The sequence below is a fragment of the Bacillus sp. FSL R9-9492 genome, from assembly GCF_038007365.1.
GTDB lineage: Bacteria > Bacillota > Bacilli > Bacillales > Bacillaceae_G > Bacillus_A > Bacillus_A mycoides.
Map to the genome: position 1 here is coordinate 4,731,615 of NZ_JBBOXC010000001.1, position 22,708 is coordinate 4,754,322.

Genomic DNA, 22,708 nt, shown 5'->3' on the forward strand with positions numbered 1-22,708 from the left:
TATTAATAGGGTGGGAATAAACATGAACAAACCTAAAATTGGGATGATTGGACTTGGAAGTATTGCGCAAAAAGCCTATCTCCCAACACTTACAAAAGAAACAAATTGGAATTTTGTAGGGGCGTTTACACCTAACGCAGAGAAAAGGAAACAAGTTTGCCAGCAATACCGCATTCAAGACTTCCATTCTATTGAAACGTTAGCTTCGGAATGTGATGCAATCTTCGTTCACAGTTCAACTGCTACACATTATGAAATCGTTTCTGAACTTCTAAAAAAAGAAATTGACGTTTATGTTGATAAACCGCTAGCAGCTACAGTGGAACAAGCTGAGCAACTAGTCGAGTTGAGCGAAAAGCATAACCGAAAGTTAATGGTCGGATTTAATCGCCGATTCGTTCCTATGTATGTTGCTGCAAAAGAGCAAGCTCATGATATTTCATGGGTTCGAATTGAAAAACACCGCACAAATAAAGTCGGGCCATATACGTACGACTTTACTATGTTAGATGATTACTTACATATTGTAGATACTGCTCGCTGGTTAGCTAATGATGATCTTAACGTCGTTCATAATATGATGCAAATTAATGAAAAGAATGAACTTCTTTACGGACATCATACATATACAACTGCAAGTGGACTGTTACTTTCTACCGCGATGCATCGCCATGCAGGTACAAACTTAGAACAAATTGAACTTGTAACGACAGGGAAAATTATTCGCGTAAAAAATATGAATACATTTGAAATTGAACAAGAAAACTCCGTTTCGCAAAGCGGTTCACCATCATGGGATACGACGTTAAAACAGCGCGGTTTTGAAGATGCTGTTCATCATTTTATCGAATGTGTTCACGGAGATACAAAACCTGCTGTAGATGGATTAGAAGGATTAAAAACGCAGCAACTGTTGCAATCTCTACTGGAGAATGCAACTAAAAATTAAAACGGATACATTTTTCAGAATTTACTTTCATTCCCATTTCCTCTTTATTTCTCTTCCAAATTTCTATAGAATATGTTGATAGGAATTATAAATTTCATAATGAATCGTGGAAAGGATGGGATTGACACATGTGGAACGAGTTTAAAAAATTCGCATTCAAAGGGAATGTAATCGATTTAGCTGTCGGGGTTGTAATCGGTGCTGCATTCGGTAAAATCGTTAGTTCTTTAGTAAAAGATATCATCACACCATTACTTGGTATGGTACTGGGCGGCGTTAACTTTACAGATTTAAAACTTACATTCGGTAAATCATCTATTATGTATGGTAACTTCATCCAAACTATTTTTGATTTCTTAATTATTGCAGCTGCTATCTTTATGTTTGTTAAAGTTTTCAACAAACTAACATCTAAAAGAGAAGAAGAAGAAAAGAAAGAAGAACTTCCAGAACCAACAAAAGAAGAAGAAATTCTTGGCGAAATTCGCGACTTACTAAAACAACAAAACTCTTCTAAAGATAGAGCATAATTGAACGGATAAAAAGGCATGCCCCCTCGGGACATGCCTTTTCTATATGCTATAACGTTTCTGAATTCATATGAATAAATAAAATAATACCAGCAACCATAAGTACCATAATACTACCTGCAAATAATGTAATACCCATAAACATTAAACTTGTGCTCATGTCCACTGATACACTTTCAATAAAAATAGAAATTACATACGTGATAAGGGCGATTCCTGCAAGAATACTTCCTGGAACAAATCGCTTTAAGCCATTTTGTTTTAACGTCATATATGCAAAAATAGCGGTCATGCAAAGCGTAATTATCCAAAGAACGATCATCTCTTCTCCCCCCTCACAAGCCTTTTCTTTCTATTATACATGACATTGCCCTATAATAGTTAAATTTGCACTTGTGTGACATATAACAAGGAATAACCCCAACTGTAGCGAATGTCTTATGAAGAATCCCAAATACATTATCATTATCAAAGTAACGTATTTACAATACCCGCTTCACTTATCGCGAGTATTGTTTATAAAGTAAAACATTCAGCATAAGGAGACTGATCTCATGTGTATGCTGTAAAATTATTATTTGAATCTGTCCATTCAGGTGAGCCTAATCCTAGTAAAATTGATGAACATTATGAAGAGAATCACGATACACTTTTTGAAGAAAGTATCATTCTCGTTAAGGCGAACAGTTTAGAGGAAGCTCACAAGCTAGGTGAAAAGATAGCTCTACAGTCTGAAGATACGTACGATAATATGTACGGTGAGCAAGTAACATGGACGTTTAGAAAAGTGTTGCATGTTTTCGAATTAGATGACACACCATTTGAGACAGGAAAAGAATTATATGCACGCTTTTTACATGTTAAGAAAACTGAAAGTGTAGATACAGTAGTTAAACACCATTATCCTGAATATGAATAAAAGCTCACAGCTATCGCTGTGAGCCCTCTTATTCTTACTTCGTTGAATCTCTAAATTGGATACGGTGAGGTAAAATAACTGAGTGATCTTCTACTTTTTCTTTGTTCATATATTTCGTTAGTAGACGCATTGCTACTGCACCGATATCATACATTGGTTGTACAACTGTCGAAAGTTGCGGACGAACCATTAATGCAAGACGTGTGTTGTCAAAACCAAGCACTTCGATATCAGTTGGTACGTTTAATCCCGCGTCTTGTGCTGCGTGGATTACACCTAGTGCCATTTCATCAGAAGATACGAAGATTGCTGTTGGTTTTTCATCCATGCCCCAAAGTCTTTCAAACGCTTCTATACCTGAATCATATGTGTAATCTCCATCAATTATAAGATTTTCATCATATGAAATACCTGCTTCTTCTAAAGCTTTTTTATAACCTTGTAACTTCTTCGCGCTTCCTGCTTTATTAATGAAAGGACCAGAGACGAAACCGATACGTTTATGTCCTTGCTCAATAAAATGCTTCATTGCATCGTAAGCTGCTTGTGTATAATCAATATTTACTGATGACGTTTCATTTTGTTCATCAAATGACGCTGCTAATACAATTGGTACTGGAGATTTTTTGAACTCTTCAACGTGAATATCTGTAATATCTTCACCCATGAAAACAATCCCGTCCACTTGTTTCCCAAGCATCGTATTTAATAAGTGGAACTCTTTCTCTTTGTTCTGGTCAGAGTTACTTAAAATGATGTTATATTTGTACATTGTTGCGATATCTTCAATTCCACGAGCAAGTTCTGCATAAAACGTATTTGAGATATCAGGAATAATAACACCCACTGTAGTTGTCTTCTTACTTGCTAGTCCACGTGCTACCGCATTCGGGCGGTATCCTAAAAGATCAATTGCTTCTAATACTTTCTTTCTTGTTGTAGGCTTTACGTTTGGGTTACCGTTCACAACACGTGATACGGTAGCCATTGAAACATTTGCTTCACGCGCTACATCATAGATTGTTACGTTCATCTCTTCGCACACTCCTTCTATTTATGTTATCTATTTTTATGTATCGGTTCACTTGAATGAAAAAAAGACATCAACTCTATTTGCAGATGCCAACAATCGTCCCGAGTTCTTCCTTTTACTAATGATACGATAAAAACGCAGGGTCATACAATATTTTCCCGCAAAAGTTTCGAAAAAATTCGCTTCTTTTCTCGTATTTTCGTATTTTTTATGCAAAAAAGGTCAATTTTTGTAAAAAAGCTATGTAACAAGGGCTACATAGACTAAGAAATCTTTTTATAATTTACTTCCGAATGCTTTTAATTCTTTCATAAACTCATTCAATTCTGGAATGTCCATTTGCTGCGCTTCATCTGATAATGCAACTGCTGGGTCTGGATGTACTTCAGCCATAATAGCAAAAGCCCCATTTGCAAACGGTAATAGAAGGCCACATCGCCCTGTAGAATGCGTTACATCGACAACAACAGGTAAATGTGTTTCTTTCTTTTAAATTGGCACAGCGGAAATATCAAGCGTATTACGCGTTGCTGTTTCATATGTGCGAATACCACGCTCACATAAAATGATATTACCATTCCCCTCTGCCATACTATATTCTGCTGCATTAATAAATTCTTCAATTGTTGCTGATAAACCACGCTTTAATACTATTGGTTTATTTACAGCACTAGCTGCCTTTAACAGTTCAAAGTTTTGCATATTGCGAGCGCCAATTTGAATAACATCAACATAATCTGACACTTTAAAGAAGGCACTGAAAGAGTCTATTTCATAAGAAAAAAGAGGTCATTCCCTACTATGTACAGGTAATGACCTCCTTTCTTCTTTCAACATCTTTAGGAAATTCGAAATGTTTTTCTCGAAGTATTCACTTTTTCAGTAGCCTCAGCTTAAAAACTGTCTTTTTTTATTATAGGAAAGAAACAAACGGTTTATCGCTGTTCTTCTCTTTTATAATAACAGCCTCGATTTTATTCTCGGACTTTATTTGTAATTGAACTTTAGCATCTTTAGGAAATTGTTCTAACATACTTTGAGCAGCCGTTTGAGAGAGTGCCATTAATTCTGACTTACCGTTATATTTAACGACAATATCCATCTTTAATTTATCCATCTTATTTTGCTTATAAGAAATCTTAGCATTAACAGGGATATAATCTCCTGGAGAAAATGCCTTCATTGCTTCAGAAAATTTCTTTAGCTTATCATTATCTTCTCCATGTGCCCCCCCAAATTCTTGAGAAGGATACGAATACGACTTTTCATCAATAGTATCCCAATTTCCAAGATTAGTCTCGTTCTTTTGAACAGTAGCGCTTGAAATATAAGTACCATTCTTTAAAGAACTTGTACTTTCTTGCTTGAATATAGCAAATGTAATTGGAGATTTGTTATATTTATCATTTTTATTAATAGCTTCTATAAGCCCCTTAGCGACTTCAGTACCTTTAGAAATAGCTTCCTCATTAGATACGCTTGAAGACATAGATAAACCAATAACAACACCAGATAAGCTTAGTTCATTTGAATTTTGTTTGCCGAAGTAGTCCTGTTCTATAATATTAGTCAAAACTGGTACTTCTTGTTTCGTAACTAATTCATCAATTGTTTTCTCTGGAATATATTGATTTAATTGTAATACGTAATTTTCTGTATCGAATTGTTTTGAAGCAATATCCATTAAACCATTTTCATATTCTGCTAAATCTAGTTTAGAATTAGTTTTAACATTAACTGTATTAATTACCTTTTGTTCTTTTAAAGGAATAACAGTTCTATAGTAATCCTTAGAAACAGCAGTTCTTGGAATCATACTTTTTTCTTTCGTATCTTTCTGTACAACTTCATCCTTCTTCTCAATAGTATTATTGCTGCAAGCCCCCAGTAATAAACTTAAGCTTGCGATGCATAATGCCATTTTCTTCATTGCTTAAAACCCACTTTCAAAAGTCAATTTACTTAGTTTTAAAGTATCTCTAGTGTACCACTAAATATATTGCAACAAAATAAAAAAGAAGCAAGCCCTTCGCTTGCCTCTCCCTATTTTACATTCTCTTCTAAAGCTTCTTTTTTAATATTCCAATGCGATGTATGCCATACTACCATTCCATCTTTTATGTATAACACTTGCGGAGATTCATGCTTAATGCTGTACTGCTCTGCAACATGGTTCGAAACATCTCTCGCCTCTTGTACGTATAAGTAATATGCTGGCACTTCTCTTTCTTCACCGCAATATGCTTGAAACTCTGTATATGCACCGTGACTAATTGGGCATGTCGTACTATGTTTAAAAAGAACGTAAGGCTCGTTCTTTTCTACTAACGCTTCAAATTCTTCAATTGTTTCAATCTTCATCATGCTCATTATTACTCACCTCTCATGCGAAGTCTAGAGCGCTTCTCTCTCTTTTCAGCCTTCTGCTCAGCTCTCTCAAGTTTACGCTCTTCTTTTTCAATCTTTTTCTCTTGTCTCGTAGTACGGTAATGATTATATACTTCAATTGCTGCGCTGCTCCACTGTACAACTTGTGCTACTTTATCTGCATTATTTTCAATTTCGTCCGTAACAGACTCTGATACATTGCGAAGCTTCGTATTTAAAGAGTGAATCGTCGTTCCGATTCCATCCACACCTTCTACTACTTTATTTAGCGACTGTGACTTCTGTTGAATATCATCAGCTAACGCATTTGTCTTATGTAATAATTGCTCCGTCTCTACGCTTATTCCTTGCATTTGCTTTTCTAAACCTTCTAACGTGCTCGCAACGTTTTCTAACGTCTTCTGAACCGATAACAACGTTCTGCATACATACACTACTAATACTGCGAAAGCAACCGCGATAATAGCCGCACTTACATATAGAAGAACTTGCATTTCATCACTTCCTTTATCTTTTTCATACTTTCTCCCATTATACAATCATTTTCCGTTTCATTCTAATCCCTATCTTTTCATTAGAATTTTCATACTTATTCGTTAACTTTAACATAAATGATTCAACAAATTCCACTAAGTAGGTTACAATAGGAGAGGATACATAATTAGTAGGGAGGCTTTACATATGAAAGATCCACGCATTGAAAAGTTAGCATACAATTTAATTAACTACTCTATTCGTTTACAAAAAGGCGAAAAAGTATTAATTGAAAACTTTGGCTTACAAAAAGAACTTGTAACTGCACTTGTAAAAGAAGCATATGCAGCTGGTGGTTTCCCATTCGTTTCTTTAAAAGATCATCAAGTAGATCGCTCTTTATTAATGGGTGCTACTGAAGAACATTTCGAACAAATCGCTGCATATGAAGCTAGTGTAATGAAAGATATGGATGCTTACATTGGCCTTCGCTCTGGCGATAATATTAACGAACAAGCTGACGTTCCAAGTGAACGTATGAAAGTTCACGGCCAAACAGTTGGCAAAAAAGTTCATAGAGACATCCGTGTTCCGAAAACACGCTGGGTTGTTCTTCGCTACCCAAATGCTTCTATGGCGCAGCTTGCTAAAATGAGCACAGAAGCTTTCGAAGACTTCTACTTCGAAGTTTGTAACTTAGACTACGGTAAAATGGATAAGGCGATGGATAGCCTTGTTACATTAATGAATAAAACAGATAAGGTTCGCTTAACTGGCCCTGGAACTGACTTAACATTCTCTATTAAAGACATTCCAGCTATTAAATGCTCGGGTCATTTAAACATTCCAGATGGTGAAGTATACTCTGCACCAGTTCGCGATTCTGTTAACGGTACAGTTTCTTATAACACACCATCACCTTACAACGGCTATACATTTGAAAATGTACAACTTAAATTTGAGAATGGCCAAATCGTTGACGCAACTGCAAACGATTCAGAGCGCATTAACAAAATCTTCGATACAGACGAAGGCGCACGCTACGTTGGTGAGTTCGCAATCGGCGTAAACCCATACATCTTACATCCAATGGGAGACATTCTATTCGATGAAAAAATCGATGGCAGCTTCCACTTCACTCCTGGACAAGCTTACGAAGATGCATGGAACGGCAACAACTCAAACATACACTGGGATTTAGTATGCATTCAGCGCCCTGAATACGGCGGCGGTGAAATTTACTTCGACGACGTATTAATCCGTAAAGACGGACGCTTCGTTGTAACTGAACTAGAAGCTTTAAACCCAGAGAACTTAAAATAATGAAAAACGCTCGGAATTTTCTCCGAGCGTCTTTTTATTAATATTGTAATAAATCTTTCGCCACATCTTCTGGCACTTTAAAACTCATTTTCTTATTTTTCATTTCAACTTCGACATACGGAACATCTTTATATACTGTCATAGTACCAATTTCATGTAATTCTTTTTTATCTTTACTCGACTCCGATAATTTTTTTGTATCCGCTTGGTACATTTTAAATGTTTTCCCTTGCGGAGTATCTAAAGGAACCGACTGCATTTCCCACTTATCCATTTTCATAACTTCAAACAGCTTTTCAATTTCTTTCTTATCAGTAATTACTTTTTTCTCACTTGAATCAGTAAGTGATTCAATCTCAACCTTTTGTGCCTTTTCTAAGTTCATATCTGCCTTTTCCTTCTTCGTACTACACCCTATTACAAGAAATGATGCTGTTATCAGAAGCAAAAACAACATACAGATTTTTTTCATTTCTAACCCTCCTGTACTACATAGAGCTACTTTTCTCGCTTTTTGTTTGCTGGAAATGAAAATAATATAAAGGCGCCACTGCAATAGTACCTATTAATATTGGAACATATAAGGGCAGATCCCATTTAATATATACTCTAGTGCAACCAACAAGCACAAACAAAATTTCTAAACAGAATAAAGGTTTTACATATTTCATTTCTTACCTACCATTTCTATTTTCACATTTGGGTTCACTTTCTCGATAAGCGCCAAAAATTCATTCATATCTTGCGGCATCGCAACCATATGTACTTTGTATGCATTCGTCGTAATTTCAAGAGATTTTCCCACTTGACGAATGATTCTTATCTCTTTTAATACGATATCGTCATTTAAAATGCCGTACTTTAATACACCATTTTCTACTTTATGCTTTTTAATAAATACTTCCCAAACGAGTGGTACATTTACAAGGAAACATAAACCCATTCCAATTAACGCTGACATCCACTGCTCTTTATTTGTGAGAATCATGACAAGTGGATATACAAACATAAAAGCTAACGTGAGACAAACGAAAATTACTACCGATTTACTTCTTTGAATCGGAATGTTCATACACGCACCCCCTACCCCAAATTATACCACTTTTTCCATTTTAGTTCATAAAAAAAGACCATTTCTACATGACCTTCTTAAACAATATATCTATAGAATTTCTTATCCACCTGTAACACTGGAAAACTTTTTGGCAACTCGTCTATACTCACACTTTGGAAATTATTCTTTTCATAAAAGCGATGCGCTGCTAAAAATTTCACTGTTGTTCCTAAATAAATGTCTTTCAAGTTCTTTTCTTTCGCCCAAGAAATTGCCGTTTGAAGTAGCGTATATGATGCGCCCCATTCTTTTCCGCGGAACTCTTTCTTCACGAACATTTTTCTTAGCGCTACTTGATGCTTTCCAATATCTAATAAAGCTACGGTTCCAACTACTTTCCCATCATAAGTTGCTACCCAAAAATTTCCGTTGTCCCTTTGATAGAACGTTTCTATTTCTAGTAAGTCCGGCTGCTCTTCTTTCGTAATAGGGACATTGTACTCTTTTTGCTGAATATGAACGATAAGATCTACTACTTCATCTTGAAACGTACTTTCATACGGAATAATGCGTAACTTCTCGTTCATCGAATCTTCTTCCATTCTGAAGCTAGTAAACTATACACAGCGATATCTTGGAAATGATCATATATCCATTCTTCATCTCTTAAAATACCATCTAATTTAAAACCTAAACGTTCTGGAATCGCACGGCTTTTCGCATTTTCAACACCGCAACGAATTTCAATTTTATTCAGCTTTAAATTATCAAATGCATAATGAAGCACAGTCTTCACACTTCGCGTCATAATACCTTTCGCGCCAGCATCTTCTGCAAGATAATATCCAAGACTCGTAGCTTTCTTACCCCAGCTCACCGGATGAATACCTACCATCCCAACGAGCTTTCCTTTATAGCGTATACCAGCCTCAAACCCATCTCCCTCTGCAAATTTCTTTAACCACATCGGAAAAATCTCATTATACGCATCAGCTGATTTCGTCCCATCTACCCACGGAAGCCATCTTCTTAAATGATTACGATTTTGATCTATTAATTCATATAGTCCCTCTTTATGATGTTTTTCTAATAGTTGTAATTCGATTTCGTCATCTACTCGGAGTGTGAACATGTTTTTTTAGCCCCTTTTTATTTTTCTTATTATTCTAACACTTACAGATACAAAATGTTAAATATTCACACTTTTTTCGGTTTTATTTGTATAAAACCAGAAGAATATAATACTCCCGTAACAACTAATATCATTCCTACAGATTGTGCGGGTGTTACATTTACTCCTTCAATAAAAGAAATAATCATTGTAACAACAGGCACTAAATTAAAAAATAAAGATGTCCTTGCTGCCCCAATTTGAGCAATTCCATTATTCCACCATAAGTAACCGAGCACACTCATTCCAATTGCCATAAAGAGAATCGCTCCCCAAGCTAACAAAGGAATTTCTAAAACTGGTACTATACTTTTTTGAGTGACAGATATCACAATAAAGGCAAGAGCACCAATCGTCATCGTATATGTCGTAGTTTGTATTGGGCTACCAGTTTTAATAAACCTTCTGCCTAGTACACCGTATAACGCCCAGCAAATATTCCCTAATAAAATATAAAAATCCCCTTTTGAAAATGATAGGCTTTGTAGTATTGTAAACGAACCTTGTGTAAGTACAAAAACAACACCAAGTAATGCAAGTAACATTCCAATACCTTGGCGCTTTATAATTTTTTCTCGTAAAATAACACTTGCTAACAGCGTCGTAACGAGCGGATTCGTCGCCATAATAAGTGCACCATTAATAGCTTCTGTATGCTTCATACCTAAAAAGAAAAAGAAGTTAAAACCAAATACACCAACAATACCTAGCAAAAGGTAATAAGCCCTATTCTGCCTCCATACCTCCACCTCAAAATCTTTTCGTATTTTTAACAGACATAACATCACAAATGCAGCAATCCCAAAACGCCATGCCGCTATATGAATCGCTTCGAAATATTGCACCGCATATTTCGAAGCATTAAATGTTCCACCAGTGAAAATCGCAAACCCTAGTAACTGAGCGTATACTTTATTCTTCATTGTTGGCCTCCGAGTTTTTCTCTTCTAGAAAACCATAATAAATTTCTAACTTCTCCTCTGTTAACAAAACTACTTTTTGCAATTGCTCCTGCTGTTCCCTTAAACGATCTAAGTGTGTTGTTAAAATTGAAATCCTCTTTTTTATTTTCGCAGGTACTTCCTCTTCCCGCTGTCTAATCTCCTCTATAATACATCCGTCACTTGCAAACTCAGCCATCTCTTCTAAAGACATTCCAGTTTGCTTTAATGAATATAAAAATTTTAACAGGCGCACATCACCTTCTGTATACTGACGAATACCACTATTTCGCATTGGTGGTGGCAATAAACCTAGTTTCTCATAATAGCGCAAAGTATGAATACCCATCCCTGTTAGCTCTGCTACTTCACCGATTTTATACATGTTTTCTCCCCCTTTTTTTACATATTCATCTTACAACCTAGAGCTAACTCTAGGTCAATACATAAATAAAAATCGAACACAACAAAAAAAGACGCACAGCCAAGCTATGCGTCTTTTCTATTACTTCTCTGCAACTTGAACTTCTTTTACGTAAGCTGCTTCGAATTTTTGGATGTCACCTGCGCCCATGAAAATAAGAACGCCGTTTTTATGTTTCTTTAACACATCCGTTGTTGTATCTGTAATTAGTTCTGCGCCATCGATACGTTTTTGCAGATCTTCAATTGTTAATTCACCTTTGTTTTCACGTGCTGATCCGAAAATATCACATAAGTATACTTGGTCAGCTTTACTTAAGCTTTCCGCGAACTCATCTAAAAATTTCTCTGTACGTGAGAATGTATGTGGTTGGAATACAGCGACAACTTCACGCTCTGGATGTTTTTGACGAGCTGCTTCAATCGTTGCATTAATTTCTGTCGGATGGTGTGCATAGTCATCAATGATAACTTGTTCTCCCATTGGCTTTTCATTAAAGCGACGTTTTACGCCTTCAAAAGTTGTTAGCTGATGCTTAACTGCTTCTACATCAACGTTTTCATAATGGCAAAGCGCGATTACTGCTAATGCATTTAATACGCTGTGATCGCCGTATCCTGTAATTTTGAACGTGTCATAATACGTATTACGAACGAATACATCGAATATAGTACCATCAGTTCTCTTTTGAATGTTACGTGCTTGGAAATCATTATCTTCTCCAAATCCATAGAAAATAACAGGTACTTTCGCTTGAACTTTTTGAAGTTCTTCATCATCACCACATGCAATAATACCTTTTTTCACTTGCAATGCCATCTCTTGGAATGCATTAAATACATCATTGATGTCTGCAAAGTAATCTGGGTGATCGAAATCGATATTTGTCATGATTGCATAGTCTGGATAGTAAGACAAGAAATGACGACGATACTCACAAGCTTCAAATACAAAATACTTACTATTTTCTACCCCATGCCCCGTTCCATCTCCAATAAGGTATGATGTTGGGTGTGCACCTTGCATTACATGGGCTAACAAACCAGTTGTTGATGTTTTTCCATGTGCACCAGTTACAGCAACACTTGTGTACTGATTCATAAGATCACCTAAGAAGTGATGGTAACGATGTACTGGGATATTTAATTCTTTTGCTGCTACGATTTCTTCATGCGTATCAGGAAATGCATTTCCTGCGATAATCACTTGTCCTTCTTTAATATTATTCTTATCAAAAGGAAGGATGGAAATACCACGCTTTTCCAATGCTGTTTGTGTAAAGAAACGCTTTTCATAATCAGACCCTTGAACAGTATGCTTCATGTCATGAAGAATTTGTGCTAATGAACTCATTCCTGTTCCTTTAATTCCTACAAAATGGTAAACTGTCATCTTAAAGAACCTCCAACATTTCGAACTAATACAACGGCCTATCTATAAGACAGTATATGAATCTTTTCTTATTTTGGTAATCATCATACATTTCTGATGCGGTGAATTTCTTTTTATATTCACTTATCAGTGATAAACTCGTACGTACTTCTTTTATGTCCATAACACATTTATTATAGCAAAAAACAAGCCGCTATACTATGATAACAGAAAAACTGATAGGGTCAATCACCTATCAGTTTTTCTCGCTTTTACATATCTTCTTTTGTTTCTAATTGAACACGCTCTAGACGTGAATTTGGACGGTATTTACGACCAGCTTTTGCTTCTGGTTTTCCATTTAATTCTACGTTATCACCAGTAAAACCAATATTCATTTTTAATAAGCTACTTCCTACTCCGTATATATCGACAGGAACATTTTGAGCTTCAAATTCACGAATACGCTTCTCATCAAACCCACCAGTTACAACGATATCTACATGTTGGAACCCTTCCTCATCAAGAGCCTTACGAAGTGCAAATACAAGTGATGGATTTACACCACGTGGATCGAATGTTCCAAGTACTTCTGGGTGACGAATGAAGTATTGATCAATCATTGTGCGAGACGTATCGACACGTACACCTTTTAATGTTGATCCAAATTCACGCGCTACGCGAAGTGCATCTGTAATGACATCATTGTTATAATCAATTAGTACGACTAATTCATCTTCTGGGAATTTTTTATGATATGCCTTTGCAGCTTCAACAACATCACCATTAAACATTTGAATTAAAGCGTGAGGCATCGTCCCCATACCACTTCTGCCCCACCATTCATTCATTGCATGCGTCGCTTGCGCGCTCATACCTCCGATGTATGCCGCATAGCCGTCACCAGCTTGTTGCGTATAATGATCGTCACGATCTCCCATGAAAATAACCGGTTTTTCTTTATCTACACTACGTGCAGCTTGGACAACGTTATATACGTTTGTCGCAACTGATGTACGACGAGCTAAAATCCCATCAATTACACCTTCTAAAAAGCCGAAGTATTCATAAGGACCATGAATTGTTAAAACTGTTTCAAACGGACTAATATTATCGCCATCCTTTAAAGAATGAATTTCTAATTCCTCAGGATTTTTGGCAAATGTTTGTAGCAATGCGATTACCTCATCTGCTCCGCAAAGAACTGCATGTTCTTTTTGAAAAAACTGCATTGTTACAACACTTTTGGGGCGAAATTCTTCAATAATTTCTCTAGTTTTTAAAAAGTAAACGGCAGAGAACCAGCCTTCTCCAACACGTTCATCAAATTTAAATGTTTTATTTGTTAGTCGATTTATTTCACCTTTTAATTTTAATTCAATTTCTTTCATGTCGCTTTACTCCCTACTTTACTATCCAACATTTTCTATTAGTATACAGCAAAACCGTTTCCTATACATTTGTTTCCTGCATAGCAGCGAATTCATCCTCAGAAATAAGGACATCTCTCGGTTTCGTTCCTCTTCCTTCAGAAATAATCCCTTGCGACTCCATCTCTTCAATTAGACGTGCCGCGCGATTATAACCTATGCGGAATTTTCTCTGTACAGAAGATGTGGATGCTCCCCCTTGCTCTACAACAAATTGACATGCATCAAAAAATAGTTCATCTTCAGACTCACTCTGCTCTGATTTTGCTAATAAATCCTCTTGCTTAAATAAGTAGTTTGGCTTCATTTGCTTTTTCACATGATCAACTGTTCTTTCAATCTCATCATCTGATACGTATACACCTTGTACACGAACTGGTTTAGATGTGCCGTTTCCTAAAAATAGCATATCACCACGACCAAGTAACTTCTCCGCGCCCCCAATATCGATAATCGTACGCGAATCAACTTGAGATGATACTGTAAACGCAATACGCGTTGGAATGTTTGATTTAATTAAACCTGTAATAACGTCTACAGATGGACGCTGCGTCGCAACTAATAAGTGAATACCACAAGCACGAGCTTTTTGTGCAATACGACAAATCGCTTCCTCCACATCACCAGGAGCAACCATCATTAAGTCCGCTAACTCGTCAATGACAATTACAATATAAGGTAATGTCTCACCTGGGATTTCTCTACCACTTACAATCGTATTGTAACGAGTTAAATCACGAGCACCAGCATGAGCAAACAATTCATAACGACGTTCCATCTCTTCAACCGCCCACTTTAACGCAGCTGTAGCTGCTTTTACGTCAGTAATAACAGGTGCTACAAGATGTGGAACAGAATTGTATGGTGCAAGCTCAACCATCTTCGGATCAATTAGTATCAACTTCACTTCATGCGGCTTCGCTTTATATAAAATACTCGTTAAAATCGCGTTAATGCACACACTTTTCCCTGAACCAGTTGCACCCGCAATAAGTCCATGTGGCATTTTTCGAATATCCGTTACAATTGGATCACCTGAAATATCAAGCCCCAGCGCAACTGTAAGCGGTGATTCACTCTTTGTAAATACAGGACTTCTTAAAATTTCACGCAGGAATACTGGCTTACTTTCCTTGTTTGGAACTTCAATTCCAATTGCACTCTTCCCTGGAATTGGCGCTTCAATTCGAATATCTTTCGCAGCTAAACTTAACTTAATATCATCACTTAAATTTGTAATTTTATTTACTTTCACACCTGGGTCTGGTTGTACTTCAAAACGAGTTACCGCCGGACCTTGTGACACATTAATAACATGTGCTCCAACATGGAAATTATTAAATGTCGTATTTAATAATTCTTCCTGTTCTTCTAGCCACTCCGTATTATCTAATGCTGCCTGCTGTGGAATTGACAACAACGTTAATGGCGGAAGTTCATACTTCGGTGGCGCTTGTAGTACGTTGCGCATATCATTCTCTTTTTGATTTACAACATATGCTTTCTCTTGTACTTCCGTACTTGAAATTGACTCTTGTACTTGTCCAGCCACCACTACTTGCTGCATCGGTTTTTCTTCCACTTGAGCTTCCACTACCACTTGCTGCATTGGTTTTTCTTCCACTTGTGGTTCTACTACCACTTGCTGCACTGGTTTTTCTTCCACTTGCGGGTCTACTACCACTTGCTGCACTGGTTTTTCTTCCACTTGCGGGTCTACTACCACTTGCTGCACTGGTTTTTCTTCCACTTGCGGGTCTACTACCATTTGCTGCACTGGTTTTTCTTCCACTTTCGGGTCTACTACCACTTGCTGCATTGGCTTTTCTTCTGCTTGTGGTTCTACTACCACTTGCTGCATTGGCTTTTCTTCCACTTGCGGGTCTACTACCACTTGCTGCACTGGTTTTTCTTCCACTTGCGGGTCTACTACCATTTGCTGCACTGGTTTTTCTTCCACTTTCGGGTCTACTACCACTTGCTGCATTGGCTTTTCTTCTGCTTGTGGTTCTACTACCACTTGCTGCATTGGCTTTTCTTCCACTTGCGGGTCTACTACCACTTGCTGCACTGGTTTTTCTTCCACTTTCGGGTCTACTACCATTTGCTGCATTGGCTTTTCTTCTGCTTGTGGTTCTACTACCACTTGCTGCACTGGCTTTTCTTCCACTCGTTCACTGACAGTTGATTGCATTACGTTCGTTCTTGCCGCATGTCTTTCCATTAATTTCTTTCTATCCTGCTTTAACATGACAACATTAAATGGGACATGACGTTTTTTCTCACGTTTCGGTTCTTCTATTTGTAAAGCAGGCTGTTCTTCAGCAACTTGCTTCTTTTCTTCCGCTTCTTCAATTAAAACGTTCGCAAAGTTTTGAACATCTTTCTTTGTTTGCTCATCCGTTTCTGAAACTGGTACGAATACTTCACTTTCTTCCTTGAACGTAATTGTTTCTTGTTGAGAAATCACTGGTTGCTCTGCAACTGGTGTATTTTCCACTAAATCTGTATTCATCGTTTCTTCAATTACTGTTTCATGAGAAATTGGTTCTTCTTCCTTAGTACCCTCTAACTCCGCAACTTCTTCTGTCGCTTCCTCAGATTTCTCTAATTCCACAACTTCTTCTGCTTCCTTAGTTTCTTCTAATTCCACAACTTCCTCTGTCGCTTCCTTAGCTTCTTCTAATTCCACAACTTCTTCTGTCGCTTCCTCAGATTTCTCTAATTCTGCAACTTCTTCTGTCGCTTCCTTAGTTTCTTCTAATTCCACAACTTCTTCTTTCGCTTCCTCAGTTTCTTCTAATTCCACAACTTCTTCTTTCGCTTCCTCAGATTTCTCTAATTCCACAACTTCTTCTGTCGCTTCCTTAGCTTCTTCTAATTCTGCAACTTCTTCTGCTGCTTCCTCAGCTTCCTCTAATTCTGCAACTTCTTCTGCTGCTTCCTCAGCTTCCTCTAATTCTGCAACTTCTTCTGCTGCTTCCTCAGGTTTCTCTAATTCCACAACTTCTTCTTTCGCTTCCTTAGTTTCTTCTAATTCCACAACTTCTTCTGTCACTTCCTCAGATTTCTCTAATTCCATAACTTCTTCTGCCGCTTCCTTAGTTTCTTCTAATTCCACAACTTCTTCTGTCGCTTCCTCAGTTTCTTCTAATTCCACAACTTCTTCTGTCGCTTCCTCAGATTTCTCTAATTCTGCAACTTCTTCTGTCGCTTCCTTAGTTTCTTCTAATTCCACAACTTCTTCTGTCGCTTCCTCAGTTTCTTCTAATTCCACAACTTCTTCTGTCGCTTCCTCAGGTTTCTCTAATTCCACAACTTCTTCTGCTGCTTCCTCAGATTTCTCTAATTCCACAACTTCTTCTGTCGCTTCCTCAGATTTCTCTAATTCCACAACTTCTTCTGTCGCTTCCTCAGATTTCTCTAATTCCACAACTTCTTCTGCTGCTTCCTCAGGTTTCTCTAATTCCACAACTTCTTCTGTCGCTTCCTCAGATTTCTCTAATTCCACAACTTCTTCTGTCGCTTCCTCAGATTTCTCTAATTCCACAACTTCTTCTGCTTCCTTAGCTTCTTCTTCAAAAGCATCTGGTATTTCTATAGTAATTGTTTCTTCAAGCTTTTCATCTGCTTTTACAATCACTACATCGTCTAATGTTTCTTCTTCGACTTGATTTGCTGCAACTTCAGCAACAGTTTCTTCTATTTCTGTATTACATTCATTTTCTTCTGTTAATATCGAATACACATGCTCTACTTTAGAATCTATTGACTCTTCTTGTAAAGTTTCTTCGTTATCTTCTGTAGATGATAACGCCACTACATCTTGCTCCTGCTTCAAGGCTTGTACAATTGTAGCCTCTTTTTCCACATGCTGTCCTACTGTTTTATGAAGCAAATCATCACTTAGGCTTTCTTCTAATGAAGGGGCTTGACGTTCAACTTCGTAACCGTTTTTCTCTAACCATGTATCCACAACCGATTTTTCTTCTACTTTATTACTTCGTTCGTTCACTCCGTTCTTAACAGATGAACTTCCTTGTAGAACTCCCGAAAAGTCAGATAATGTATATCCCTTTTTCTCTAACCATGCGTCAACAACAGCTTTTCCTTCAACAGATATTTCAAGATCTTCTCTTACCTTTTCTTCCTCCTGCACAACCTTCGTTTCTACTGAAGGACGGTTATATCCATAAATCGGAGAAATCATTTCTGTTGGACGAAATGGTCTACGGTTACTTTCTTGCGACGGTACGAATGCTTTTTTTACGACAGGCTCTGGTTCCGGTTCATATTGCAATTCCGGTTCCTCATATGTAGGTGCTTCTGTTTCCACATACGGTCGTCTGCTTCTTTCCACTTTTATTCCTCTTTGAGTAGGCTGTTCTTCATATGCTCCTCTTTGAATAGGTTGTTCTTCAAAGTTAGGCAGTTCTCTTACATCCTCCTCATCGAAGCCATTATCTGGTATTAATGGAAAACGACATTTCCCTGCATTCCGACTTGCCATTTGTGCTTCTCTTGCTTCAGTGTAGTGGTTTACACGAGGAATTTTCGGCTGACTTTCAATTTGTGCCGGTACTTCTTTATTCATCACTGTTTTTTCTTCCTCTTTGTTAAACAGCTTTTTCATCCAATCTAACATGTTTACCACTCTTTCTACTAAATAGTAACATCCTTTATTGTATCAGCATTCGGCAAAAAGTGCAGGTAAAATTAAGCATATTAGTTTTATCCATAATATTCTAATTCACGATTGTTTTTCATATAGAAAAACGAGGTCTTACATGTAAGACCTCGTTTAATCTTTACCCTTCCGATATTCATCCACACTATCCGTTACACTTTGCAATAAAGAATTTACATACTGTGGGTCAGATAATTTTTTGTCTTCTTCAGGGTTTGACATAAATCCAAGTTCTAATAGTACTCCTGGAACTTTTGACCAATTAAATCCAGAAAGATCATCCCGAAATTTAATTCCATTTACTTTCACTTGATGATTCTCTCTCATTTTATTTACTATCGTTTGAGAGATTTGAAGACTTTCAGCATAAATCTCTTTCGTATACGGACTTCCTTCTGCCGGTGTCAATACAGCAAATCCACTTTGATTTGGATTTTCAGAACCATCTGCGTGAAGGCGTAAAAATAAATTCGCTTTATGATCATTCGCGAATGTTGCTCGTTCCTTATTACTTATATCAACCTCATGTGACGTTCTCGTCATCAATACTTGTATACCTTTTGCTTCCAGTTTTTCTTTCAATATAAAAGCCATCTCTAATACAAGAACTGATTCCCTCTTTTTCGTTACAACTCCCGCTGTTCCGTCTGTTACTTTATATTTTTGCGTAGTTGCTCCTGGACCAATTGCCTCTAAATTTAAATTCGCTTTTTGTTGATGCCCTGGATCAATAACGACGAGAAACTTTTCTTGTTTTTCATTACTCTCTACTTTTTGTTCATTATTTTGTACTGGTTGCTCAGTTGGCTGCAGCGGCGTAGTTTCCTCTTTCTTTTCCTCGGCCGGCACTTCCTCCTGCTTATGTTCCACTTGCTCATTCGTTTGAATTGCTTGCGGCTGTTCTTTCTTTTCTTGTTCTTCTTGCTGCTTTTCTACCGGTGCGTCTTCCTTATTATCTTTGTTTTTTTCTTGTATAGAAGATGTTGTTTCTTTTTTCGGCTCTTCTTGCGAACAACCTCCCATATATATTCCAATGACTGCAATAGCGCTCATTATTTTTATATACTTCATTTTTCTCTCCTATCACTTTGCACCGGGCTCAAAGTTTTTCTTATAATTGTTTTATAATTTCATCCATATTTCCAATATGAACGGGTTGCCACGTTTCTGTACCACGCTCTGCGGTATAGACTAGATAAGCATCATCAGCTACATTTACGAAAACAGGATCCCCCATATCCGTTTCATATCCGATAACAATCCATTCCTCTTTCCATTTTCCACTTTCTTCACTTATTAATGAATTTTTATGTTTATCATATCGATAACCGATTTGTCCTTTTTCTAATTCATTTTCGCTAAACACATATATTTCATAGGAACCTAGTTCGATATCTTGCTGTTTTGAAGTTTCAATTCGTTTCAGAAGTTCTGCAATTTTTGGTTGTTGTTTCATACGTCTACCCCCTTCTTTTTTCTAAATTTTACCTAATCCATTTTTGAAATACAATATAGATTTTGAGAGGAAACGTTACAATGCTAGGAATTTCGCACAAAAAAAAATAGCCTCACATATGCGAGACTACTTTTTCTAACATCAATTAAAATTTAAATTCTTGTCCAACTTCAAAGCTATCTTCTAATACAAGAATACCTTTTTCTTCTGGAGCATCTGGAAGCTCTAACTCACGTGCAGAGCAAATCATTCCAGAAGAAGGAACACCGCGAAGTTCAGCTGGTTTAATTAACATACCACTTGGCATTACAGCACCGATTTTTGCAACAACAACTTTTTGTCCTGCATCAACGTTTGGTGCACCACATACGATTTGTAATGTTTCTGTACCGATTTCTACTGTACAAATGTTTAATTTATCAGCATTTGGATGCTTCTCTTTTTCAGCTACATAGCCTACAACAAATTTCGGCGTGAAATCAGCTTCTACTTTTTCTTCAAAGCCATTCTTCACTAAAATTCCGTTAATTTTTTCAACAAACTCTTTCGTTAATGTAACGTTTCCGTTGTCTGTTACTTCTACATAAGAAGACGCATTAAAGATGTTGAATCCTGCTGTTACGTTGCTTTCACGATCGTATACGCGAGCAACATCTCCTTTGCGGTCAAATGTACGGTTTTCTAAAGTAATATCTTGTAAGGTAACAATTAAAGTGTCACCAATTCCTTCAAGGTTGTAAAAAACGTTCACTTCGTTCATCCTTTCTCTTTTCCATCTGTCTTCTTCCGATTCTTCGCTAAAATAAAGATTGGTTCGAAGTCCCCATCTTCATATACGAATGAAAGTGATGTAATCGGAACATGCCCTTCGGCAAAAAATTTCATTGTCATTTGTGCAATAATATCATAACCGATTTCGTTGACGATATCAGCAATAATTAATACATCTTGGTGAGGAACTGCAACAACCATATCACCAGAGATCTTTTCACGCATCGAGTGTAGTAACGATTCGTTTAAAATACGACTCGCATCGTATCCATCATTTGTGTTTAAAAAGTAGAATGTATTACCTGCCACTGTCTCCTGCTTAAATTCATAGCCTAATGAGCGAGCATTAAATAATGCCATTTCACGTACTTGTTCCTCTGTAAGCTCTAATTTTTGCAATAGGCGCTCATCAATTAATCGATATGTTTTATTAGAATCTAGCGCATAGTAAATACGTGTTTCCGCCGTATGGTCCGTCATAATAAACGGATTTCCTTCTTCTGATTGTTTCGGGAAAGAAGTAGAGCGAATAACAGGTAAAATTTTCGCCGTGCTATTTTCTTCTTTATGCATTGCAATTAGCGCTTCTTGTACGTAATAAGCGACCTCTTCAATTGCTTTTTCTTTGTTCACTTCCCATTTTGCAACTACTCCTGGAAGTGATACGTTAATACCTTTTTTCGAGTCTGTTTGTTCAATACGAAGAACTTCTTTCTCGCTATCATAATGACAGTCCCATTCTGGTCGAGATAATTTCTTCATTAACTCGTCTTTCATCTTTTTACTTGTCATTTTCATCTCTTTTTCCTCCCTTCCAAAAAAATAACCTCCCCCGCGAAGGTAGAGGTTGTTTTTACAATTCAATTGGCTAATTGTCTTATTTTAAACCTTCAATAAACTCTTCGATTTGCTCTTGTGTTTTACGATCTTTATTTACATAGCGTCCAGTTTCTTCACCTTTATTGTACGCTACAAAGCTTGGAATGCCAAATACGTCTACTTTCACGCATAAATCAATAAACTCATCACGATCTACATAGTAAAATGAGAAATCACTATACTTCTCTTCTACTTCTGGCATAAATGGATCAACGAAACGGCAATCTGGGCACCATTCTGCTGAGAACATGAAGACTACATTCTCTTCATTTTTTAATTCTTGGAATTGTTCCATGCTTTCTAATGATTTCATCTATATTTCCTCCTCTAACGAGTGCACTTTTTCACACTATAATCTTTTCTTTATACTACCATACATCGCGCATGGTGCAAGGTTTATGCTTGCTTTTCATCATACTTATATTGCCCAACAAGTAACTTAACAACGTGTACAAATAATTCCGTTCGGTCGACATAATCATCTGTAAAAATACCGATAGCACCTTCGTGACTACGAATATCTTTTCGCTCTACAAACTCTTCCATCACTTCACTTAGCTCTTTTCCTTCTTCAAGCGGTGCTAAAAAATCGTCTGGTAACTTAATACGCGCCCCGCCCGCAACAAATGTTTTACCTTCAATCGTCGCTAAAGCACCCCAGTTACACATAAATAACCCATGCTCCGTTTTCATAACGCCGCCTTCTAGCCCAATACCGATATGAGCTGCACCTTCCTGCAATGCTCTCTTCGCTCTATTTACTGCTCCTTGCATCGTCTCTTCATCTGAAAAAGGCTGATTTGCTACTCCTGATGGAACAGAAAGAGATGTAATTTCAGCATCTTCCCAAACCTTCTCCACAGCCCCAACCTTCGTCTTATTCTTCGATCCAACTACTACCTTCATTT

General features: G+C 37.1%; 25 protein-coding genes and 2 pseudogenes. 5 read left to right on the forward strand and 22 right to left on the reverse strand.

Annotated features, from left to right (window positions below):
* The first annotated feature begins 22 nt into the window (after positions 1-22).
* Positions 23-949, forward strand: a complete 927-nt coding sequence (locus MKY70_RS24285) for a Gfo/Idh/MocA family protein (protein WP_088032272.1) — start codon at positions 23-25, stop codon at positions 947-949.
* A gap of 128 nt (positions 950-1,077) precedes the next feature.
* A complete protein-coding gene (gene mscL / locus MKY70_RS24290) occupies positions 1,078-1,479 on the forward strand; it encodes a large-conductance mechanosensitive channel protein MscL (protein WP_002015591.1) in 402 nt (133 codons plus the stop codon).
* Positions 1,480-1,528: 49 nt separating this feature from the next.
* Here mscL and MKY70_RS24295 read toward each other — a convergent pair whose 3' ends face one another.
* Positions 1,529-1,801: a DUF3917 domain-containing protein gene (locus tag MKY70_RS24295; RefSeq protein WP_000636592.1), complete on the reverse strand. Its 273-nt coding sequence runs from the start codon at positions 1,799-1,801 to the stop codon at positions 1,529-1,531.
* Positions 1,802-1,912: 111 nt separating this feature from the next.
* Here MKY70_RS24295 and MKY70_RS24300 point away from each other — a divergent pair.
* Both MKY70_RS24300 and MKY70_RS24305 read left to right on the forward strand, forming a co-directional pair.
* A pseudogene (locus MKY70_RS24300) lies at positions 1,913-2,020 on the forward strand (DUF3949 domain-containing protein); the annotation flags it as partial.
* 15 nt (positions 2,021-2,035) lie between these two features.
* On the forward strand, positions 2,036-2,398 hold the full coding sequence (locus MKY70_RS24305) for a DUF4288 domain-containing protein (RefSeq protein WP_088032270.1): 363 nt from the start codon (positions 2,036-2,038) through the stop codon (positions 2,396-2,398).
* Positions 2,399-2,432: 34 nt separating this feature from the next.
* Here the strand turns inward: MKY70_RS24305 and ccpA are convergent, their stop codons facing one another.
* From ccpA to MKY70_RS24330, 5 genes and pseudogenes are all read right to left on the reverse strand, one after another.
* Positions 2,433-3,431, reverse strand: coding sequence for a catabolite control protein A (gene ccpA / locus MKY70_RS24310; RefSeq protein WP_088032268.1), 999 nt, complete (start codon positions 3,429-3,431; stop codon positions 2,433-2,435).
* A 276-nt stretch (positions 3,432-3,707) separates the two neighbouring features.
* Positions 3,708-4,172, reverse strand: a pseudogene (locus tag MKY70_RS24315) (N-acetylneuraminate synthase family protein); the annotation flags it as partial.
* Positions 4,173-4,344: 172 nt separating this feature from the next.
* The gene (locus tag MKY70_RS24320; protein WP_002015611.1) at positions 4,345-5,361 is read right to left on the reverse strand and encodes a CamS family sex pheromone protein; all 1,017 of its coding nucleotides are present in this window, start codon (positions 5,359-5,361) and stop codon (positions 4,345-4,347) included.
* A 113-nt stretch (positions 5,362-5,474) separates the two neighbouring features.
* Positions 5,475-5,801, reverse strand: a complete 327-nt coding sequence (gene ytxJ / locus MKY70_RS24325) for a bacillithiol system redox-active protein YtxJ (protein WP_033728252.1) — start codon at positions 5,799-5,801, stop codon at positions 5,475-5,477.
* Positions 5,802-5,803: 2 nt separating this feature from the next.
* Complete coding sequence (locus MKY70_RS24330; RefSeq protein ID WP_088032316.1) at positions 5,804-6,313, reverse strand: DUF948 domain-containing protein; 510 nt, start codon at positions 6,311-6,313, stop codon at positions 5,804-5,806.
* Positions 6,314-6,500: 187 nt separating this feature from the next.
* Between MKY70_RS24330 and MKY70_RS24335 the strand changes: the two genes are divergently transcribed.
* Positions 6,501-7,616 carry an aminopeptidase gene (locus MKY70_RS24335; RefSeq protein ID WP_061689098.1) on the forward strand — a complete coding sequence of 372 codons (1,116 nt, stop codon included), beginning with the start codon at positions 6,501-6,503 and terminating at the stop codon, positions 7,614-7,616.
* A 37-nt stretch (positions 7,617-7,653) separates the two neighbouring features.
* Here MKY70_RS24335 and MKY70_RS24340 read toward each other — a convergent pair whose 3' ends face one another.
* The 16 genes from MKY70_RS24340 to MKY70_RS24415 form a co-directional block, all read right to left on the reverse strand.
* The gene (locus MKY70_RS24340) at positions 7,654-8,088 is read right to left on the reverse strand and encodes a hypothetical protein (protein WP_088032264.1); all 435 of its coding nucleotides are present in this window, start codon (positions 8,086-8,088) and stop codon (positions 7,654-7,656) included.
* 16 nt (positions 8,089-8,104) lie between these two features.
* The gene (locus MKY70_RS24345) at positions 8,105-8,287 is read right to left on the reverse strand and encodes a hypothetical protein (RefSeq protein WP_088032263.1); all 183 of its coding nucleotides are present in this window, start codon (positions 8,285-8,287) and stop codon (positions 8,105-8,107) included.
* Positions 8,284-8,688, reverse strand: a complete 405-nt coding sequence (locus MKY70_RS24350; RefSeq protein WP_060750643.1) for a PH domain-containing protein — start codon at positions 8,686-8,688, stop codon at positions 8,284-8,286. The genes MKY70_RS24345 and MKY70_RS24350 overlap by 4 nt, the downstream gene beginning before the upstream one ends.
* Positions 8,689-8,765: 77 nt before the next feature.
* Positions 8,766-9,257: a GNAT family N-acetyltransferase gene (locus tag MKY70_RS24355; protein WP_088032262.1), complete on the reverse strand. Its 492-nt coding sequence runs from the start codon at positions 9,255-9,257 to the stop codon at positions 8,766-8,768.
* Positions 9,254-9,802 (reverse strand): GNAT family N-acetyltransferase, encoded by a 549-nt coding sequence (locus MKY70_RS24360; RefSeq protein WP_002034364.1) that lies wholly within the window; start codon positions 9,800-9,802, stop codon positions 9,254-9,256. Before MKY70_RS24360 ends, MKY70_RS24355 begins: the two co-directional genes overlap by 4 nt.
* Positions 9,803-9,867: 65 nt before the next feature.
* Positions 9,868-10,764, reverse strand: coding sequence for a DMT family transporter (locus MKY70_RS24365; RefSeq protein WP_088032261.1), 897 nt, complete (start codon positions 10,762-10,764; stop codon positions 9,868-9,870).
* Positions 10,754-11,167, reverse strand: a complete 414-nt coding sequence (locus tag MKY70_RS24370) for a MerR family transcriptional regulator (protein ID WP_088032260.1) — start codon at positions 11,165-11,167, stop codon at positions 10,754-10,756. Before MKY70_RS24370 ends, MKY70_RS24365 begins: the two co-directional genes overlap by 11 nt.
* A gap of 120 nt (positions 11,168-11,287) precedes the next feature.
* On the reverse strand, positions 11,288-12,598 hold the full coding sequence (gene murC / locus MKY70_RS24375) for a UDP-N-acetylmuramate--L-alanine ligase (protein ID WP_002015598.1): 1,311 nt from the start codon (positions 12,596-12,598) through the stop codon (positions 11,288-11,290).
* Between the two features lie 251 nt (positions 12,599-12,849).
* Positions 12,850-13,968 carry a nicotinate phosphoribosyltransferase gene (locus tag MKY70_RS24380; protein ID WP_002015597.1) on the reverse strand — a complete coding sequence of 373 codons (1,119 nt, stop codon included), beginning with the start codon at positions 13,966-13,968 and terminating at the stop codon, positions 12,850-12,852.
* 61 nt (positions 13,969-14,029) lie between these two features.
* A complete protein-coding gene (locus MKY70_RS24385; RefSeq protein ID WP_341074615.1) occupies positions 14,030-18,652 on the reverse strand; it encodes a DNA translocase FtsK in 4,623 nt (1,540 codons plus the stop codon).
* A 156-nt stretch (positions 18,653-18,808) separates the two neighbouring features.
* Positions 18,809-19,765: an N-acetylmuramoyl-L-alanine amidase gene (locus MKY70_RS24390; RefSeq protein ID WP_002015615.1), complete on the reverse strand. Its 957-nt coding sequence runs from the start codon at positions 19,763-19,765 to the stop codon at positions 18,809-18,811.
* 40 nt (positions 19,766-19,805) lie between these two features.
* Positions 19,806-20,150: a hypothetical protein gene (locus MKY70_RS24395; protein ID WP_002015616.1), complete on the reverse strand. Its 345-nt coding sequence runs from the start codon at positions 20,148-20,150 to the stop codon at positions 19,806-19,808.
* Between the two features lie 145 nt (positions 20,151-20,295).
* On the reverse strand, positions 20,296-20,910 hold the full coding sequence (gene ytpR / locus MKY70_RS24400; protein WP_088032257.1) for a YtpR family tRNA-binding protein: 615 nt from the start codon (positions 20,908-20,910) through the stop codon (positions 20,296-20,298).
* Complete coding sequence (locus MKY70_RS24405; protein ID WP_002089043.1) at positions 20,907-21,719, reverse strand: DUF1444 domain-containing protein; 813 nt, start codon at positions 21,717-21,719, stop codon at positions 20,907-20,909. Before MKY70_RS24405 ends, ytpR begins: the two co-directional genes overlap by 4 nt.
* Before the next feature lie 79 nt (positions 21,720-21,798).
* Positions 21,799-22,113, reverse strand: a complete 315-nt coding sequence (locus tag MKY70_RS24410; RefSeq protein ID WP_002015619.1) for a thioredoxin family protein — start codon at positions 22,111-22,113, stop codon at positions 21,799-21,801.
* Between the two features lie 83 nt (positions 22,114-22,196).
* The gene (locus MKY70_RS24415; RefSeq protein ID WP_002089045.1) at positions 22,197-22,706 is read right to left on the reverse strand and encodes a DUF84 family protein; all 510 of its coding nucleotides are present in this window, start codon (positions 22,704-22,706) and stop codon (positions 22,197-22,199) included.
* Between the last annotated feature and the right edge of the window lie 2 nt (positions 22,707-22,708).